The organism is Rhizobacter sp. Root1221 (genome assembly GCF_001425785.1).
Taxonomy (GTDB): Bacteria; Pseudomonadota; Gammaproteobacteria; order Burkholderiales; family Burkholderiaceae_C; genus Rhizobacter.
In genome coordinates, this window is record NZ_LMDI01000037.1 from 31,427 (window position 1) to 48,235 (window position 16,809).

At 68.4% G+C, this 16,809-nt stretch carries 18 protein-coding genes; 10 read left to right on the top strand and 8 right to left on the bottom strand.

Features of this window, described 5'->3' with window-relative positions; genetic code table 11:
• Nucleotides 1-125: 125 nt before the first annotated feature.
• Nucleotides 126-1,361, bottom strand: a complete 1,236-nt coding sequence (locus ASC87_RS22940; protein ID WP_056668041.1) for a cystathionine gamma-synthase family protein — start codon at nt 1,359-1,361, stop codon at nt 126-128.
• A gap of 59 nt (nt 1,362-1,420) precedes the next feature.
• On the opposite strand from ASC87_RS22940, the gene ASC87_RS22945 reads away from it, so the two are divergent.
• The 3 genes from ASC87_RS22945 (at nt 1,421) to ASC87_RS22955 (ending at nt 4,477) form a co-directional block, all read left to right on the top strand.
• Nucleotides 1,421-3,355 carry an ABC-F family ATP-binding cassette domain-containing protein gene (locus tag ASC87_RS22945; protein WP_056668044.1) on the top strand — a complete coding sequence of 645 codons (1,935 nt, stop codon included), beginning with the start codon at nt 1,421-1,423 and terminating at the stop codon, nt 3,353-3,355.
• A 170-nt stretch (nt 3,356-3,525) separates the two neighbouring features.
• Nucleotides 3,526-4,014 carry a MarR family winged helix-turn-helix transcriptional regulator gene (locus ASC87_RS22950; RefSeq protein WP_056668047.1) on the top strand — a complete coding sequence of 163 codons (489 nt, stop codon included), beginning with the start codon at nt 3,526-3,528 and terminating at the stop codon, nt 4,012-4,014.
• 37 nt (nt 4,015-4,051) lie between these two features.
• The gene (locus ASC87_RS22955; protein WP_056668050.1) at nt 4,052-4,477 is read left to right on the top strand and encodes an organic hydroperoxide resistance protein; all 426 of its coding nucleotides are present in this window, start codon (nt 4,052-4,054) and stop codon (nt 4,475-4,477) included.
• Between the two features lie 15 nt (nt 4,478-4,492).
• On the opposite strand, the gene ASC87_RS22960 is transcribed toward ASC87_RS22955, so the two are convergent.
• On the bottom strand, nt 4,493-5,425 hold the full coding sequence (locus tag ASC87_RS22960) for an asparaginase (RefSeq protein WP_056668053.1): 933 nt from the start codon (nt 5,423-5,425) through the stop codon (nt 4,493-4,495).
• Nucleotides 5,426-5,517: 92 nt separating this feature from the next.
• Between ASC87_RS22960 and lexA the strand changes: the two genes are divergently transcribed.
• From lexA to ASC87_RS22985, 5 genes are all read left to right on the top strand, one after another.
• Nucleotides 5,518-6,195: a transcriptional repressor LexA gene (gene lexA / locus ASC87_RS22965; RefSeq protein WP_056668056.1), complete on the top strand. Its 678-nt coding sequence runs from the start codon at nt 5,518-5,520 to the stop codon at nt 6,193-6,195.
• A gap of 4 nt (nt 6,196-6,199) precedes the next feature.
• Entirely contained in the window at nt 6,200-6,502 is a 303-nt protein-coding gene (locus ASC87_RS22970; protein ID WP_056668059.1) for a helix-hairpin-helix domain-containing protein, read from the top strand.
• 380 nt (nt 6,503-6,882) lie between these two features.
• Complete coding sequence (gene gshA / locus ASC87_RS22975; protein WP_056668095.1) at nt 6,883-8,358, top strand: glutamate--cysteine ligase; 1,476 nt, start codon at nt 6,883-6,885, stop codon at nt 8,356-8,358.
• A gap of 138 nt (nt 8,359-8,496) precedes the next feature.
• Complete coding sequence (locus ASC87_RS22980; RefSeq protein WP_157604243.1) at nt 8,497-9,270, top strand: PEP-CTERM sorting domain-containing protein; 774 nt, start codon at nt 8,497-8,499, stop codon at nt 9,268-9,270.
• 79 nt (nt 9,271-9,349) lie between these two features.
• On the top strand, nt 9,350-9,748 hold the full coding sequence (locus ASC87_RS22985; protein ID WP_056668064.1) for a YbaN family protein: 399 nt from the start codon (nt 9,350-9,352) through the stop codon (nt 9,746-9,748).
• Between the two features lie 250 nt (nt 9,749-9,998).
• Here the strand turns inward: ASC87_RS22985 and ASC87_RS22990 are convergent, their stop codons facing one another.
• The 5 genes from ASC87_RS22990 to ASC87_RS23010 all read right to left on the bottom strand — a co-directional run bounded on the left by ASC87_RS22990 (nt 9,999) and on the right by ASC87_RS23010 (nt 14,536).
• Nucleotides 9,999-10,760 carry a hypothetical protein gene (locus ASC87_RS22990; RefSeq protein WP_056668066.1) on the bottom strand — a complete coding sequence of 254 codons (762 nt, stop codon included), beginning with the start codon at nt 10,758-10,760 and terminating at the stop codon, nt 9,999-10,001.
• 40 nt (nt 10,761-10,800) lie between these two features.
• Complete coding sequence (locus ASC87_RS22995) at nt 10,801-11,718, bottom strand: FAD:protein FMN transferase (protein ID WP_056668069.1); 918 nt, start codon at nt 11,716-11,718, stop codon at nt 10,801-10,803.
• Entirely contained in the window at nt 11,715-11,960 is a 246-nt protein-coding gene (locus ASC87_RS23000; RefSeq protein ID WP_056668073.1) for a hypothetical protein, read from the bottom strand. Before ASC87_RS23000 ends, ASC87_RS22995 begins: the two co-directional genes overlap by 4 nt.
• Before the next feature lie 305 nt (nt 11,961-12,265).
• Nucleotides 12,266-13,546 carry a mechanosensitive ion channel family protein gene (locus ASC87_RS23005; RefSeq protein WP_056668076.1) on the bottom strand — a complete coding sequence of 427 codons (1,281 nt, stop codon included), beginning with the start codon at nt 13,544-13,546 and terminating at the stop codon, nt 12,266-12,268.
• A 54-nt stretch (nt 13,547-13,600) separates the two neighbouring features.
• Complete coding sequence (locus ASC87_RS23010) at nt 13,601-14,536, bottom strand: histone deacetylase family protein (RefSeq protein WP_056668079.1); 936 nt, start codon at nt 14,534-14,536, stop codon at nt 13,601-13,603.
• Between the two features lie 93 nt (nt 14,537-14,629).
• Here ASC87_RS23010 and ASC87_RS23015 point away from each other — a divergent pair, with 93 nt between their 5' ends.
• The gene (locus ASC87_RS23015; protein WP_056668098.1) at nt 14,630-15,556 is read left to right on the top strand and encodes a MoxR family ATPase; all 927 of its coding nucleotides are present in this window, start codon (nt 14,630-14,632) and stop codon (nt 15,554-15,556) included.
• Nucleotides 15,557-15,609: 53 nt separating this feature from the next.
• Nucleotides 15,610-16,581, top strand: coding sequence for a recombination-associated protein RdgC (locus ASC87_RS23020; RefSeq protein ID WP_056668082.1), 972 nt, complete (start codon nt 15,610-15,612; stop codon nt 16,579-16,581).
• 7 nt (nt 16,582-16,588) lie between these two features.
• On the opposite strand, the gene ASC87_RS33350 is transcribed toward ASC87_RS23020, so the two are convergent.
• Nucleotides 16,589-16,809: hypothetical protein (locus ASC87_RS33350; protein WP_235582252.1), on the bottom strand; the 221-nt coding region annotated here is incomplete at its 5' end.

Sequence of the window (16,809 nt, forward strand, 5' to 3'; positions counted from 1 at the left end):
GTTCAATAGGTGGTCATGCATGGGGTTTCCTTGAAAGGGACAACATGCAGGCCAGCCTAGGCCCATCGGACGCACCGGTCAGTGCGCTGGCAAACACAGGGCCGTTTGCGGACAGCCCCCTGCCCTCACGCCGCAGCCGCCAAGGCCCCCGCGAAATCGGCCTGCAGGTCGGCGTAGTCCTCGATGCCGATGGACAACCGGATGAGCGATTCGGCGATGCCCATCGACTCGCGCCGCGCGCGCCCCATCTCGAAGAAGATGGTGTGGGCCACGGGGATGGCGAGCGTGCGGTTGTCACCGAGGTGGCTCGACTTGATCACCACCTTGAGGGCGTCGAGGAAAACGAACAGGTCGCGGCGATCGTCGAGCTCGAAGCTCATCAGCGCGCCGAACTGGCGGAAGAGCAGTTTCGCCCGGACGTGCTGCGGGTGGTCTTCGAGGCCGGGGTAGTGCACCTTCGACACACCGGGCTGGCCCTTCAGCCATGTGGCCAGGCGCAGCGCGTTGTCGCATGCGCGGTCCATGCGCAACGCCAGGGTTTCGGCGCCGGTGGCGATGCGGTGGGCATTTTCACCGCTCAGCGTGCCCCCCATGTCGCGCAGGCCCTTCTTGCGCACCTGCAGCAGGCCCCAGCCGGCCGCCGGCCCCTTCTTGTAGGCGTCGAGGATGTTGGGAAACTTGGCCCAGTCGAACCGGCCCGTGTCGGTGACGGCGCCGCCCAGCGCGTTGCCGTGGCCGCTGATGGACTTGGTCAGCGAGTTGACGGACAGCCCGGCGCCCACGGTGGACGGGTGGAACAGGTAGGGCGTGGTCATGGTGTTGTCGACGACGAACAGCACGCCACGCTCGGCGCAGGCCCGGCCGATGCCGGCGAGGTCGGCCACCTGGGTGCGCGGGTTGGCGATGGTTTCGGTGAACACGAGGCGCGTTTCGGGCCGGATGGCGGCGGCCACGGCCGCGGCATCGGTGGCGTCCACGAGGGTGACCGGGCAACCGAGGCCGTCGAGCGTCTGCATCAGGCTGTTGGAGTTGCCGAACAGGAACTGGCTGGAGACCACGTGGTCACCGCTGCGCAGCAGCGACAGCAGCACCGCCGAGATGGCGGCCATGCCACTGGAGAACGACACCGTGCCGGTGCCGTCTTCCAGCAGCGTGATCTTGCGTTCGAGCGCACCGAGCGTGGGGCTGCCCTGGCGGCCGTACACGTGGCCACCGCGCTGGCCCTGGAAAACGGCCACCAGGTCGGCCGCGGCGTCGTACCCGAAGGCCACGGCGGTATGGGTCGGCTCATGGGCGGCACCATGCTCCACCCCCTTGAAATGGTCGGCGTGCAACAGGCGGGTGGTGAGTCCGAGGGTCATCAAAAGCTCCTGGAAGGCGGTCGTCGGCGAGAATCACGGTCTGTCGATTCGATTTCACCATGATTGTCCTCAAGAACATCACGCTGCGCCGCGGTACGAAAGTCGTGCTGCAAGACACCAGCGTCACGCTGCAACCCGGCGAAAAGATCGGCCTCGTGGGCCGCAACGGCGCCGGCAAGTCGTCACTCTTTTCGCTGCTGACCAACCGCCTCCAGTCTGACGGCGGAGACCTGGCGTTCCCGCCACGCTGGCGGGTCTCCGAGGTGGCGCAGTCGATGCCCGAGACCGACCAGCCGGCCACCGACTTCGTGCTGGAAGGTGACACGCGCCTGATGGAGGCCAACGCGGCCCTCGTGGCGGCAGAAGAGGCCGACGACGGCAACGCCATGGCCGAGGCCCACCAGGCCATCGCCGAGGCGGGCGGGTTCGAAGCGCGCCCGAAGGCCCAGGCCTTGCTGATGGGCCTCGGCTTCCGCATCGACCAGGTGGACGACCCGGTCGACAGCTTCTCGGGCGGCTGGCGCATGCGGCTGCAGCTGGCCCGCGCGCTGATGTGCCCGGCCGACCTGATGCTGCTCGACGAACCCACCAACCACTTGGACCTCGACGCCCTCGTCTGGCTCGAAGCGTGGCTGCAACGGTACGAAGGCACGATGATCGTCATCAGCCACGACCGCGAGTTCCTCGACGCCATCACGAGGGTGACGGTGCACCTCGACGAAACGAAGCTCACCCGCTACACCGGCAACTACACGGCGTTCGAAGAGATGCGCGCCGAGCGCATGCTGCAGGCCCAGGCCAACTTCGCCAAGCAGCAGGAGCGCATGGCGCACCTGCAGAAGTTCATCGACCGCTTCAAGGCCAAGGCCAGCAAGGCCAAGCAGGCGCAAAGCCGCGTGAAGGCCCTCGCCCGCATGGAGAAGCTCGGGCCGGTGCTCACCAGCAGCGACTTCCAGTTCGAGTTCCGCGAGCCGCAGAGCCTGCCGAACCCGATGCTCGCGTTCTCGATGATGAACTGCGGCTATGGTGGCGTGCCCATCGTGCGCGACATCAACCGCTCGGTGCTCGCCGGCCAGCGCATCGGCATCCTGGGCGCCAATGGCCAGGGCAAGTCCACGCTCGTGAAGACCATCGCGAAGGACATCCCGCTGATCTCCGGCGAGGTCACCGAAGGCAAGGGCCTGTCCATCGGCTACTTCGCGCAGCAGGAACTCGACGTGCTGCAGCTCGACGATGGCCCGCTGATGCACATGGTGCGCCTCGCCCGCGACGTGGGCCCGCCCGGACGCGAGCAGGAACTGCGCGACTTCCTCGGTTCGTTCCGTTTCGTGGGCGAGATGGTGACGCAGTCCGTCGGCTCGCTGAGCGGCGGCGAGAAAGCCCGCCTCGTGCTCGCGATGCTGGTGTGGCAGCGCCCCAACCTGCTGCTGATGGACGAGCCGACCAACCACCTGGACCTCACCACCCGCGAGGCGCTCAGCATGGCGCTCAACGAGTTCGAGGGCACCGTGATGCTCGTGAGCCACGACCGCGCGCTGCTGCGCGAGGTGTGCGACGAGTTCTGGTTGGTGAGCGGCGGCAAGGTGGAACCGTTCGATGGCGACCTGGACGACTACCAGAAGTGGTTGCTCGAGACGTCGAAGGAAATGGCCAAGGCCGCAAAGGAGGCCGGTTCGGCCAAGGTCAAGGCCCAGAGGGCCGCTGCCGCGGCGCCTGCGGTCAAGGAAGACCGCAAGTCCGGCGCCCAGCAGCGCCAGAAGCTCGCCGAGCAGGCCAAGCCGCTGAAGACGGAGCTGGCGACCGTGGAACGGCGCATCGAGACGCTGTCGCAGGAAAAGGCCAACATCGAGTCGGCGGCGGCCGGCGCCGGCGTGAGCCCCGCGCAGCGCGTGGAACAGGGCAAGCGCCTGAAACAGATCGAGACCGACACCTCGGCCGCGGAAGCGCGCTGGCTCGAGCTGACCGAAGCGCTCGACGCGCTCGCGGCCGGCTGACACGCCTCCGCCCGGGCGCTGCACGACACCCCCTGCCCGACACCCCCGGCCGCTGCTGGAGATCCCGGCTTGCGCCGGGATCTCTCAGCGTGGCGCCAATCACCGCACTCGGCAAAGGGTTTTAAATCGCCTGCAATTACATTGCACGCAATTCAATTAGAGTTGCGTCCATGCCGAACGCTTTCGCCGCCACCGCCGATACACCCGACCACTGGCTGGCCCTCGACCGCCAGCTGTGTTTCGCGCTGTACTCCACGTCGCTGGCGATGACCCGGCGCTACAAGCCGCTGCTCGCGCCGCTCGGTGTCACCTACCCGCAGTACCTGGTGCTGCTCGCGTTGTGGGAGCACGAGGAACTGGGCGTTGCCGAACTGGGCGAACGCCTGTTCCTCGACTTCGGCACCCTGAGCCCGCTGCTCAAGCGCATGGAAGCCTCGGGCTGGCTCACCCGCACCCGCGACCCCGAGGACGAGCGCCGCGTCCGGGTCACCCTCACCGATGGCGGCCGCGCCCTGCGCGACACCGCCCGAGCCGTTCCCCACCAGCTGGCCGATGCCACCCGCTGCCAGCTCGATGAACTCCTCTCGTTGACCGACCGTCTCCAGCGCCTGCGGGCCCAGTTGCTGGACGATTCCGAAACTGCCGCGCCCACGCATTGATTTCCCTCCGCTCCACCCCCCACCCAAGGAACACACCATGAGCCTCGAAAAAGTCCTCTACACCGCCACCGCCACCTCCACCGGCGGCCGCGAAGGCACCTCCAAGTCGTCGGACGGCGTGCTGGACGTCAAGCTGACCACCCCGAAGGAACTCGGTGGCAACGGCGCCGTGGGCACGAACCCGGAGCAGCTGTTCGCTGCCGGCTACTCGGCCTGTTTCATCGGTGCGATGAAGGTGGTCGCGGGCAAGATGAAGGTTGCGCTGCCGGCCGACACGTCCATCACCGCGAGCGTCGGCATCGGCCCCATCCCGGCCGGCTTCAGCATCCAGGCCGACCTGAAGATCTCGATCCCCGGCGTCGAACGTGCCGTGGCCGAGCAGATCGTGGAAGCCGCCCACCAGGTGTGCCCGTACTCGAACGCCACGCGCGGCAACATCGACGTGACGCTGACGGTGGTCTGACCACCACGGCCGGCCTCAAGCGCCCCGCATCAGCTCCAGCAGGAGCGCGATGCGGGCCTTGGCCGGCGTCAGGTCGCCGGCGGCCGGGAAATCATCCCCCGGCTTGTCGGCCACCGCCCCGTTGGCGCAGCGGCTGCTGCGCCACACGGTGACCCCCGCCGCACGAGCCTCGTGCAGCGCGCGGTCCAGGGCCTCGTGCACCGTGCCGTTGCCGGTGCCCACCACCACGATCCCCCGCGTGCCCAGCGCACACAGCGCCTGCACCAGCGCGCCGTCGGCGCCGGCGTGGCTCGTCACCAGGTCCACCCGGGGCCAGGCCCCCTCGGGCCAGCGCCAACCGGCCAGCGGCGTATCCCGCGGCGGATCGCGCCGCCACACGGCGGCCCCCGCCTCCAGCACACCCAGCGGCCCGGCATCCCCCGCCTCGAAGGCATCGAGCCGTGACGTGTGGGCCTTGCGCACGTCACGAGCGGCGAACACCGATCCCGCCATGACCGCCAGCACGCCCGTCGCCTTCGGGTCGAGCGCCACCGTCACCGCGTCCCGCAGGTTGCGCGGGCCGTCGGGCAATGCCGCGGTGGCCGGGCGCATGGCCGCGGTGAGCACCACCGGCTTCACCGGCGCCAGCACCCGCTGCAGGAAGTAGGCGGTTTCCTCGAGGGTGTCGGTGCCGTGGGTGACCACCACCCCCGCCACCGCGGGCGACGCGAGGTGGAACGCGATGCGTTCGGCCAACCGGTGCCACACGCCGTGCGACATGTCCTTGCTGTCCACCTGCACCACCTGCTCGCACACCAGGCCGGGCGGCAGGCCCGGCACGGCACGCAGCAGGTCGTCCACGCCCAGCTGCGCGGCGCGGTACACCCGCTCGTCACCGCCCGGCGCCGACGTGCCGGCGATCGTTCCGCCGGTGCCCAGCACCACCACTACCGCATTCGTCTTTTGCATTTTTTGCCAAGCTGGATAAAAATACAGCCACTGGATGTCCATTCAGCTGCGCCGCGACCCAGGGCGCCCGAGACCGCCCAAGAAGGAACCTCATGCAAGATGTCCCGAAGCTCACCGACCGCCAGCAGCAGATCCTCGATCTGGTGCAAAGCGCCATCGAACGCACCGGCGCGCCGCCCACCCGGGCCGAGATCGCCGCCGAGCTGGGCTTCCGTTCCGCCAACGCGGCCGAAGAGCACCTGCAGGCGCTCGCCCGCAAGGGGGTCATCGAACTGGTTGGCGGCACCTCGCGGGGCATCCGCCTGAAGTCTGACACACTGCGCGCGCTCAACGAGACCCGTGGCAAGCAGTTCAGCCTGCCGCTGCCCAGCTTGTCCCAACTCTCGCTGCCGCTCGTGGGGCGGGTGGCCGCGGGCAGCCCCATCCTGGCCCAGGAACACGTCGAGCAGACCTACCTCATGGAAGCCAGCATGTTCTCCCGCCGCCCCGACTACCTGCTGAAGGTGCGCGGCATGAGCATGCGCGACGCCGGCATCATGGACGGCGACCTGCTCGCCGTGCAGAAAACCAAGGAAGCGAAGAACGGGCAGATCGTCGTGGCCCGCATCGGCGACGAAGTCACCGTGAAGCGCCTCAAGCGCACCCGCACCACCATCGAGCTGCTGCCCGAAAACCCCGACTTCGAACCCATCGTCATCCCGTTCGGTGACGTCGATTTCGAGTTGGAAGGCCTCGCCGTGGGGCTCATCCGCAGCAACCTGCAGATGTGACACCATGGCGGCCATCAAGGCTCCGAAGGCCCGCAGCGCCGACCACTGCGAACGCCTCGAACAACTGCCCAACATCGGTCCGTCGCTCGCCGCCAACCTTCGGCTGATCGGCATCCACCACCCGCACGACCTGCGCGGCCAGGATGCCTACACGCTCTACCGCCGCCTGGGCACCGCCACCGGCCAGCGCCAGGACCCGTGTGTGCTCGACACCTTCATGGCCGCCATCGACTTCATGTGCGGTGCCGAACCCGCGCCGTGGTGGGCCTACACCGCCCAACGCAAGCTCACGTTCGGCACGCTCTGACATCCGCCCTCGACCACGCACAGGGCCGCATGCGCTGACGAAGCGGCGCGCGGCGCACCGCGCCGGTGCAAACGCTGTGGCGGCCGCCGGGTTGTCTCCGTCGAACCTGCCTGCCAGCCCCCCCTTTATGAGCGGCCCATGGATGCCGCAATGACCTCGAGCCGCGCGAGAATCACGGCGTCCCGCCGTCGAGCCCGCCCTGTCCACCACCGCCTTCGCCTCCCGTCAATCATGCTGAACCCGGCAGGAGATCGCGGCCAGCCAAAGCACGCTTGTCCAGGGTCTGCTACCTTTCGCCCCCGTTCAAACAAAACCAGGAGACCTGCGTGAGCAGTTTGCAAGAGGGCCTGCACGCACTGGCCCCTGGGGCCCTCACCGCGATGCGACGCGGTGTCGAGAAAGAAAGCCTGCGGGCGTTGCCGCAAGGCGGGCTCGCGCTCACGCCTCACCCGGCCGTGCTCGGTTCGGCTTTGACCAATCCGAACATCACCACCGATTTCAGCGAATCGCAGATCGAACTCGTCACCGGCGTGCACGGCAGCGTGGACGACTGCGTCGACGAACTCACCCGCATCCACCAGTTCGTCTACAGCGCCATCGGCGACGAGATGCTCTGGGTCAGCAGCATGCCCTGCGGCCTGCCTGTGGACGAAACCATCCCGCTCGGCCGCTACGGGTCGTCGAACGTGGGGCGCTCGAAAAGCGTGTATCGCATGGGCCTCGGGCACCGGTACGGCCGGCGCATGCAGACCATCTCGGGCATCCACTACAACTGGTCCTTGCCGGGCATCACGAACGACGGCTATTTTTCGCTGATCCGCAACTTCCGCCGCCACTCGTTCCTGCTGCTGTACCTCTTCGGCGCGTCACCCGCGGTGTGCTCCAGCTTCGTCGCCGGACGCGAACACGAACTCCAGGACCTGGGCAGCTCGCTCTACATGCCCCACGGCACGTCGCTGCGCATGGGCCGCCTCGGTTACCAGAGTGACGCCCAGTCGTCGCTGGCCGTCAGCTACAACGGCCTCGAAGGGTATGCGGCCTCGCTGCAGGACGCCCTCACCCGGCCGTACCCGGCCTACGAGGCCATCGGCGTGCGCAACCCGGCGGGTGAATACAACCAGCTCGCCACCAGCCTGCTGCAGATCGAAAACGAGTTCTACGGCACCATCCGCCCGAAACGCGTGATTTTCTCCGGCGAGCGCCCGCTGCATGCGCTGCGCGAGCGTGGTGTCGAGTACGTCGAGGTGCGCTGCATGGACCTCGACCCGTTCCAACCGGTCGGCATCTCCGCGCAGACCATGCGTTTCCTCGACGTCTTCCTGCTGCATTGCCTGCTGAGCGGCAGCCCGGCCGACTCCCCCGCCGAGATCGCCGCCCTCGCCCGCAACCAGCACCGCACCGCAGCCCGTGGTCGTGAGCCCGGCCTTCGGCTGGAACGCCATGGTGCCGAGGTCACGCTGGTGGAGTGGGCCGAGGAACTGCTCGACGGCTGCACACCGCTCGCCGCCGCGCTCGACCAGGCCCTGGGCACCACCGGCCATTCGGAAGCCGTGGCCGCCGCACGCACGTCACTCGCGAACCCGCACACACTGCCGTCGGCGCGGGTGCTCGACGCCATGACGTCGCAGCACGGCGGCTCGTTCATCGAGTTCGCCCGGGCGCAGTCGGCCCAGACCAAGGCGCTGCTCACGTCGCAGCCGTTCTCCGAAGTCCAGGCGCTGCATTTCGCCGGTGTGGCCCGAGCCTCGGTGGCCGAGCAGGCCGCCATCGAGACGGCCGACACCATGCCGTTCGAGGTGTACCGGCAAGAGTACCTGGCCATCGCCCGGCTGGGCGGCCCCCGCACCACGCGCTGAAAACGCCGGCAACCGCTACCGGCTGCCTGGCAAGAACTTCCTGCCAAGCGGCCCAGGAACCGGTTTCCCGCTGGCACGTTCCTTGATAACGCTCCCCCTCGCGCCCGCCCGGGCGCGATAACAACTCGGAGGGAAATCTTGTCACCGAAACAACTCTGCGCGGCCGCCTTGGCCGCCGCTTGCATGGGCCCCGCGATGGCCGTGCCGTTTGCCAACGCCTCGATCGACCTCACGTCGCTGCGCTTCTCGCTGCAAGACACCGATGCCAACGACGGCATCAACGCCAGTTTCTCTGAACAGCTGCAGAGCACCTTCGCGGACGTGTGCGTCGAAGCCGACGCGCAGGGCAGCTGCTGGATCTTCTCAGGCACCCCCTCGACTGGGCATACCAACGATCCGGCAGAAACAGTGAACGCCTGGGCCGCCAGCAGGCAGAACCAGGGGATGAGCACCGCAGGCCCCGAGTGGCTGGGATCGTCACTCCAAGGCGTGGGCGCCACGGGCCCGAACGGCGGCGCCAATGCCACGACCCAGCGCGAGCTCAAGTTCAGCGGCGCGGGCCGGTTCACCGCCGAGGTGAACTACGCCGTCTCGGCCGGCCTCGGCGGCGCGGCCACCTGGCGCGAGGTGCTGGCCTGGGTGGGCATCGTCATGTTCCCATCGGTCGGTCAGCACTTCCAGACCGAGGCCCTCGTGGTGACGCCGCAAGATCAGGGTGTCTCGTCCAGCGCCGGCCGGCTGAGCCTGTCGTTCGACGTGCTCGACGGCCAGACCTACCTCGCGGCACTGCGCACCCACACGCACTCGCTCGCTGCCCCCATCGCCGCCCCCGTGCCGGAGCCCGCCACCTGGGCCCTGATGCTCGCCGGCCTGGTGGGCGTGACCCAAGTCGTACGCCGCCGCGTCCGGTAAGCGCTCGCCGTTCCCCCGGCTTGTTGCCTGGCAAGCCGGGGCGTATGCTGGCCGTCGAATCACCTCGACGCCGCCGCTGATGCTGCCCACCGCTCCGCTACGCCCCGCCTGGCAACGTCACCTGTGGATGGCCGGCGGCCTGCTGTCGGTGCTGCTCGGGTTCATCGGCATCTTCCTGCCGCTGCTGCCCACCACGCCGTTCATCCTGCTGGCCGCGTTCTGTTTCTCGAACGGCAGCCCGCGGTGCGAACGCTGGCTGCTCGAACATCCCCGCTTTGGTCCCATGACCCGCGAATGGCGCGCGCACCGCGCCGTGCCGCTGCGTGCCAAGCAGATCGCCACCGCGATGATGGCCGTCAGCTCCATCGCATGCTGGTGGTTCCTCGCGCATCCCTGGCGCTGGGTGCCAGGGGCCTGCTGCCTGGCGGTGGCGGTGTGGCTGTGGCGGTTGCCGACGGCGGCGCGTGTGGCCGGCTGAACCGGGGCGCAGTCAAGACCGCCCGCGCACTCGCGTTCGCTGAGCACGTTGCACAGCGCCTCGATGGCGGCCCCGATGGGGCCACAACACCCGCCGAAGAGCTTTCGGTCGGTTGAGAGGGTCGACAGAAACGAGGAGCGAACCATCGAATATTTCGCGCCTGCATTTCTTCCCGCGTCTTACCAAAGAACGGAGCCGCCGGAGGCCATCTACGCATGAGGATGCACCCGAGGGATCGCATCGATCTTGATCACCGCACCGTGCTGCTCGCCACCTCGTAGGCCGCGTGCAAGCGCCGCACCAGCGGGCGGTTGAGTTCCTGGGTGTGGCGGTTCCAGCGTTGCATGGCCGACTGGATCTCGACCTGCAGCTTGCCGGCGAGGTCGATCTCGCCAGAGATGATGGCCCAGATGGCGAACTCGACACGCACCTCGAAGCTGCCGAAACGCGCGAGCGCGTCCTCGAACTCGACCCGCGCCTCGGCACGGCGGCCGGCGCCGGCCAACGTGCGGGCCCACAGCAACGAGACAGTTTCGGCGCGGAAGTCCGGGTTGGTCTGGCGGATGAACGCCAGGTGCTCGAGCGCCATCGCCCAGTGTTCCCCGGCAAACCCGGCACGTGCCGCACCGAGGCGGATCTCCAGGTCGCCAGCGAACGGGCCCTTCAGGCACGCTTCGTAGTGCGTGGCGGCCTCGTCGAAGGCGCCGGCCTCCAGCAGCGCCGCCGCAAGGCACATCTGCGTCTGGGCGGTAGGCGCGTAGGCGTGGGCCGACTGGGCCTCGCGCAACGCACGGCGCGGGTCGAGGGAATGGGCCGCGGCATTCACCGCCTGCCGGGCGCTGCGCTCCAGCCGGGACGATGGCAGGAACACCGCGACGAAGTACACGAGGCTGCCGAGCCCCGGGAAGGCGAACAGCACCATCAGCCAGTACATGTCGTGGCGGTTGCGGATGGCATGGATGGCAAAGTACAACGCGATGAGGACGTGCAGTCCCAATCCGATGAACGGCATGATGGGCTCTTCTTTCTATTCCGGGCGAGCGTGGAAGGGGTCAGGGGGCGGAGAGGTCGACGGCGGGCATTTCCCGGTGCAGCCGGCCGTCGGCGTCGATGGTCAGGAAGGCAACGCCTTGCTCGCGCAGGAAGGCGTGGGCGTCGTCACCCATCAGCATCGCGATGGTGGTGAGCGCGCCCGAGGCCAGGCAGGCAGGCCCGACGACACTGACGGACTGCCAGTGCGTGACCGGCCAGCCCGTGCGCGGGTCGAGGATGTGGCAGTAGCGGTGGCCGTCCACCTCGAAGCTGCGTTCGTAGTCGCCGCTGGTGGCCAGCGCGCCGTGGGCCAGATCGATGCTGGCGACGACCTCGCCGGTGCGGCGCGGGTGGGCGATGCCGATCTTCCACGGCACGCCGGTGGGGTGCGGCCCCACGAGGCTCACGTCGCCGCCGAGGTTCACGGTGCCACCAGCGATGCCCGCGGCATGCAGCGTGGCCGCGGCACGGTCGGCGGCGTACTCCTTGGCAAAGCCGCCAAAGTCGAGTTCCATCCCGGGACGCTGCAGTGCCAGCGTTTCACCGTCCCAGTCGGCCAGCGGCCAGCCCACGTCGGGCAGCAGCGCGGCCACCGCCTCGGCGCTGGGAACGCGGGCGGCCTTGAAGTCCCACACCCGGCGCAGGATGCCGGACGTGATGTCGAAACGGCCCTCGCTCGCCTCGTGGAGGTTGTCGGCAAAACCGAGCAGGCCGGCGGTTTCGGGGTCGACCGCGATGCGCTCGCCAGAGCCTGCGGACGCATTGATGCGTGACACGATGCTGTCGGGGCGGTAGCGCGAGTACTTGGCCTCCAGGCGGCGCACTTCATCGATGGCCAGTTGTGCCGAGGCCGCGGCCTCGGCTTCGCCGGGCGCGCACAGGCGCAGGTGGCACACCGTGCCCATGGCCTGGAACTCGAAGCCGAAATCGGGAATCATCGGCCGGCGGTGCGCATCGGCGCGATGCGGCCCTTCTCGGGCGCGGGCGCGGCGATCACGCCGGGCAGGTTCATTGCCACGGCCGCGTGGACGTGCATGGCATTGCGCTGTTCGAGGGCGTCGCCACCCGTCGACATCCCGGGTTTGGCGAGTGCGCCTGTCTCCCAGGCCTGCGGCGGCACAAGGGCCGAGCAGCCCGCCAGCACCAGCACCACCAGCGCGGAGAACCCAATGTATTTCATGGTTGTGTCCCCGGCGCCTGGATCACCTCTTTCGCAGCCATGGCAGCAGCCACCACGGCGACCGCAAGCCCTTCCCTGATCTTGTTCGTCAAGATACGCTCCCTTACGTATGCCGGGCGTCGAGGCCCGATGCGCAGGGAATAGCAGGACGCTTGCCAGGGTGGCGTCCACGGGCAAGCCCTCGGCGAACGGGCGCAAATCGTCACCCGGGCATGCCGGGATTTGTCAAAGGCGGACGGCGAACAGGAGACTGGGCGGCAGAGAAGGACCCACGTTCTCTCTGCCGTCCACGCCCCCGGGCACTTTCAGCCGGTCTTGTCGTCGAGGGCGACCGCACCCAGCCCGTGGAACACCACGCGCTGCGGGCCGGGAAATTCCACCTTTTCCATGTTGAGGGCGTCGAGGATGGCCAGGTTGACCTCGGACTTGACGCGGTCCTGCTCGTTGTTCGGGTCGGTGAGCCAGTACTTGATGGTCAGCTCCATGCCGTTGGCGATGAAGTTGGTGAGCTGCACCACGGGCGCGGGCTTGGTCAGCACCCGCACGTTGCCGGCGAGCGCCGCCTCGAGCTTGGGCTGCAGCGAGCGCACGTCGGTGCCATACGCCACCTGCACCACCACGCTGATCAGCACCTGCGACTCGGCCGTCACGAGGGACGCGTTTTCGACGCGCTGCGTGATGAGCAGCTCGTTCGGCACGATGGCCTCGCGCCCGTTGGTGGCGCGGATCACGGTGTAGCGGGTGCGGATGTCGGAGATGCGGCCCTCGAAGTTGTCGACCTTGACCGTGTCGCCGATGCGCAGGCTGCGTTCGGCGAGGATCACGAAACCGCTCACGTAGTTGGCCGCGATCTTCTGCATGCCGAAGCCGATGCCCACGCCGGCCGCGCCACCCAGCACGCTCAGGGCCGTCAGGTTGATGCCCACGGCCGACATCGCAAAGATGAGCCCGAGGAACAGCAGCACCACCCGCACGAGGTTGGCCGCCACCTTGCGCAGCGACAGGTCGTTGCCCGTGCCCTTGACCACCTTCTTCTCGATGGCCGCCGACAGCCACAACGCCAGCACCATCACGACGGCCGCGGTCAGCGACCCTTCGAGCATGGTGCGCACCGACACGTTGGCACCACCGATCTTCAGGCGGATGTCGTCCAGTTCCTCGAGCACGGCCGGCAGGATGCCGGTGATCCAGAGCACCGCGCCGATCCATGCGAGCCAGGAGACCGTGCGCTCGAACGACCGGGCCCACTGCGACGTGGGGAAGGCGTAAGACAGCACCCGCACCGACAGCCGGATGGCCAGCAGCGAACTGAGGATGGGGATGGCCACCTTGAACACGGCCACGCTCATCACCCCGGTGAACAGGAACCGGGTGAGCAATGCGAACAGCAGCGCCAGCACCGGGAACAGCACCCCGTCGATGGTGCGGCGGCCAAACAGCACCGCGCCCTCGATCTTCAACATGCGCCGCAGCAGCGAGCAGACCAGCCAGGAGGCCAGCAGGCTGCCGGCAAGCACACCGGCCCCGGTGAGGGCTGACGCGGTGGTGAATTCGGCGACGAGTTTGTTCAGTTCGTCAAATTGCATCGGAGGGAGGTCCTTCGGGATTCGGGAAAACGGGCGGCCGGGCCGCCCACGGGGTCACAGGTCGGCCAGCACCCGGAGGTGGGTGGCGACACTGCGGGCCAGCGCGCCAAGCGCGTAGCCCCCTTCGAGGCACGAGACGATGCGCCCCTGGGCGTGCCGGTCGGCCACTTGCTTGATGCGCCGGGTGATCCATTCGTAGTCGGCCTCGACCAGGCCCAACTGGCCGAGGTCGTCTTCGCGGTGGGCGTCGAAGCCGGCCGAGATGAAGATCATCTGCGGCTTGAACGCGTCCAGGCGCGGGATCCACATCTGCTCGATCACCTCGCGGATCTCGTCGCCGCGCGTGTACGGCGCGATGGGCACGTTGAGCATGTTCGGGCCCAGCGGTACCCCACCGCTGCCGGGGTACAGCGGGTGCTGGAAGAAGCTCACCATCAGGATGCGCTCGTCACCGGCCACGATGTCTTCGGTGCCGTTGCCATGGTGCACGTCGAAGTCGACGATGGCCACGCGCTGGAGCCCGCGCCGGTCGAGCGCGTGGCGCGCGGCCACGGCCACGTTGTTGAAGAAGCAGAACCCCATGGTCTCGTGGCGGGTGGCGTGGTGGCCGGGTGGGCGCACGGCGCAGAACGCGTTGTCCACCTCGCCGTCGATCACCGCGTCGGTGGCGGCCACGGCCGCACCGGCCGCACGCTGCACGGCGCGCCAGGTGCCGGGGGCAGCCACGGTGTCGGGGTCGATCGCGCGGGACTGGCCGGCGGCCTCCACCTGCCCGAGCACGTCGCGCAACTCGGTGACGTAACGCTGGTCGTGCGCGAGGGCCACGTCGGCCAGGTCCACGAGGGGGGCGTCGCGGCGGTCGAGGGCCACGTCCAGCCCGCTCGCCAGCAGGAAGTCGTTGATGGCGCCGAGCCGTTCGGGGCACTCCGGATGGCCCCGGCCCATGTCGTGACCAGCACATTCGGGGTGGCTGTAATACGCGGTTGCCATGCGGTCTCGGATTCCGGTTTCGGGTATGGTGCGCGACATGACACACCGACAAGCCTTTTGTTTTGCACTTCGCCGGCAGGGAGCCGGCACGTGGTGAGCCAGGATCTCGCACCCCGGCTGACCCGGCTCATCGACCAGATTAGCACGATCATCGTGGGCAAACGCCCGCACATCCGCGATTGCGTCGCCTGCCTGCTGGCCGGTGGCCACCTGCTGATCGAGGACGTTCCCGGTGTCGGCAAGACCACCCTCGCCCACGCGCTCTCCGTGTCGCTCGGCCTGCGCTTTTCGCGCACCCAGTTCACAGCCGACCTGATGCCCTCCGACCTCATCGGCGTCAGCGTCTACGAGCGCAGCAAGGAGGCCTTCGTGTTCCACCCGGGGCCGGTGTTCGCCCAGGTGCTGCTGTCCGACGAAATCAACCGGGCCGGCCCGAAGACCCAGAGCGCGCTCCTCGAGGCGATGGAGGAGCACCAGGTCACGGTCGAGGGCGAAACCCGCGCGCTGCCGGTGCCGTTTTTCGTGATCGCCACGCAAAACCCCACCGACCAGCTGGGCACCTACCCGCTGCCCGAATCGCAGCTCGACCGGTTCCTGATGTGCCTGACCCTCGGCTACCCGGACGCGGCCAGCGAACGCGCGCTGCTCGCCGGCACCGACCGGCGCGAGGCCATCCACGCACTCGCCCCGGTGATGACCCCGGAGCAGTTGGTCGAGGCCCAGCAGGCCGTGCAGAAAGTGCATGCGTCTGACGCCCTGCTCGACTACCTGCAGGCGGTGATCGCCGCCACCCGCAGCGGCAAGTGGTTCGTCGATGGCCTGAGCCCCCGGGCGGGCATCGCCATCCTGCGCGCCGCCAAGGCCATCGCGCTGCTCGACGAACGCGACTACGTGGCCCCTGACGACGTGCAGGCCATCCTCCCGCAGACCGTGGCACACCGCCTCGTGCCCGTGGCCGGTGCCGGACGCGGCGCGCGCGAACAAGTTCGCGCCATGGTCGAAACCATCCCGGTGCCCTGACGCCTCCTCACCCGGCGCGGCCTACAATCCGCGCCCTGCTCTGAAGTTCCTCCATGTTCAAGAACGTCCTCCTCTACCGCATCTCCCAATGGGACACCTCGTCCCTCGACACGATCGAAGAGCGCCTGGCCACAGGCCGGTTCGTCTCCTGTGGGGCCACGCAGCCCGAATCCGCCGGCTGGGTCGAGCCGCGCGGCGGCAAGCACACCTCGCTGATGGAAAGTGTCGGCGGCCAGCTGATCCTGCGCCTCGCCGTCGAACGCAAGGCCGTGCCCGGTTCGGCGGTGAAAAGCCGGCTCGAGGAGCGCCTCGACAAGATCGAACAGGAAACCGGCCGCCGCCCGAAGGGCAAGCAGGCCAAGGAACTGAAGGAAGAGGTGATGCAGGAGCTGCTGCCCCGCGCCTTCCCGAAACATTCCGCCAACCTCGTCTGGATCGACCCGCAGGCCGGGTTCGTGGTGGTCAACGCCGGCAGCGTGAAGGCCTCCGACCGCATCGTCACCCTGCTCGTCGAAACCCTCGGCGGTGGCATCGTGCTGCGCCTCGTGCAGACGCAGGTGGCCCCGGCCACCGCCATGGCCGAGTGGCTGCAGGCGAAGGAAGCCCCGGGCGGCTTCACGATCGACCGCGAGTGCGAACTCAAGCAACCCGACAGCGAAAAGGCGGCCGTGCGCTACGCCCGCCACACGCTCGACATCGACGAGGTCGGTGAACACATCAAGCAGGGCAAGTTCCCCACCCAGCTCGCGATGACCTGGAACGGCCGTGTGTCGTTCGTGCTGACCGAAGGCATGTCGGTCAAGAAGATCAAGATGCTCGACGTGGTGCTCGAAGGCAACACCACCGGCAAAGCGAGCAAGGATGACGACGGCGGCTTCGACGCTGACGTGGCCATCAGCACCGGCGAACTGCGCCAGCTGATCCCCGACCTCATCGCCGTGCTCGGCGGCGAGCAGGAAAGCGCCCTGGGCGCGCCCACCAGCACCGCCACGCCGCGCACCGATCCGGACCGGCTGGCGGCCTGAGGGGCCCTCAGGCCGGTCCCGCCGTGTCGTCCTGCCGCATGCCGGGATCTTCGGCAGTGGCCGGGAAAGCCGCTGCCCACTCTGCGCAAACGCCAATGCGTTTCCCCACACAACCCCGTCGTCCCGGCGCAGGCCCACTACTGTCCGGAATAATTTCCCCCTCAGTTGAACAGGGGCGGTTGGGCGGCGGCGAAGGCTTGCGCGGCTTGCCTTCGTCGTCGATACAAC

Excerpts from the sequence above, each read along its gene's own strand:
- ASC87_RS22985 (WP_056668064.1), top strand. The coding sequence starts at position 9,350 with ATGCTGCCCACCGCTCCGCTACGCCCCGCCTGGCAACGTCACCTGTGG.
- lexA (WP_056668056.1), top strand. The coding sequence starts at position 5,518 with ATGCAAGATGTCCCGAAGCTCACCGACCGCCAGCAGCAGATCCTCGAT.
- ASC87_RS22970 (WP_056668059.1), top strand. The coding sequence starts at position 6,200 with ATGGCGGCCATCAAGGCTCCGAAGGCCCGCAGCGCCGACCACTGCGAA.
- ASC87_RS23010 (WP_056668079.1), bottom strand. The coding sequence starts at position 14,536 with ATGGCAACCGCGTATTACAGCCACCCCGAATGTGCTGGTCACGACATG.
- ASC87_RS22990 (WP_056668066.1), bottom strand. The coding sequence starts at position 10,760 with ATGCCGTTCATCGGATTGGGACTGCACGTCCTCATCGCGTTGTACTTT.
- ASC87_RS23020 (WP_056668082.1), top strand. The coding sequence starts at position 15,610 with ATGTTCAAGAACGTCCTCCTCTACCGCATCTCCCAATGGGACACCTCG.
- ASC87_RS22940 (WP_056668041.1), bottom strand. The coding sequence starts at position 1,361 with ATGACCCTCGGACTCACCACCCGCCTGTTGCACGCCGACCATTTCAAG.
- ASC87_RS22955 (WP_056668050.1), top strand. The coding sequence starts at position 4,052 with ATGAGCCTCGAAAAAGTCCTCTACACCGCCACCGCCACCTCCACCGGC.
- ASC87_RS22945 (WP_056668044.1), top strand. The coding sequence starts at position 1,421 with ATGATTGTCCTCAAGAACATCACGCTGCGCCGCGGTACGAAAGTCGTG.
- ASC87_RS22950 (WP_056668047.1), top strand. The coding sequence starts at position 3,526 with ATGCCGAACGCTTTCGCCGCCACCGCCGATACACCCGACCACTGGCTG.
- ASC87_RS23005 (WP_056668076.1), bottom strand. The coding sequence starts at position 13,546 with ATGCAATTTGACGAACTGAACAAACTCGTCGCCGAATTCACCACCGCG.
- ASC87_RS22960 (WP_056668053.1), bottom strand. The coding sequence starts at position 5,425 with ATGCAAAAGACGAATGCGGTAGTGGTGGTGCTGGGCACCGGCGGAACG.
- ASC87_RS23000 (WP_056668073.1), bottom strand. The coding sequence starts at position 11,960 with ATGAAATACATTGGGTTCTCCGCGCTGGTGGTGCTGGTGCTGGCGGGC.
- ASC87_RS22995 (WP_056668069.1), bottom strand. The coding sequence starts at position 11,718 with ATGATTCCCGATTTCGGCTTCGAGTTCCAGGCCATGGGCACGGTGTGC.
- gshA (WP_056668095.1), top strand. The coding sequence starts at position 6,883 with ATGCGACGCGGTGTCGAGAAAGAAAGCCTGCGGGCGTTGCCGCAAGGC.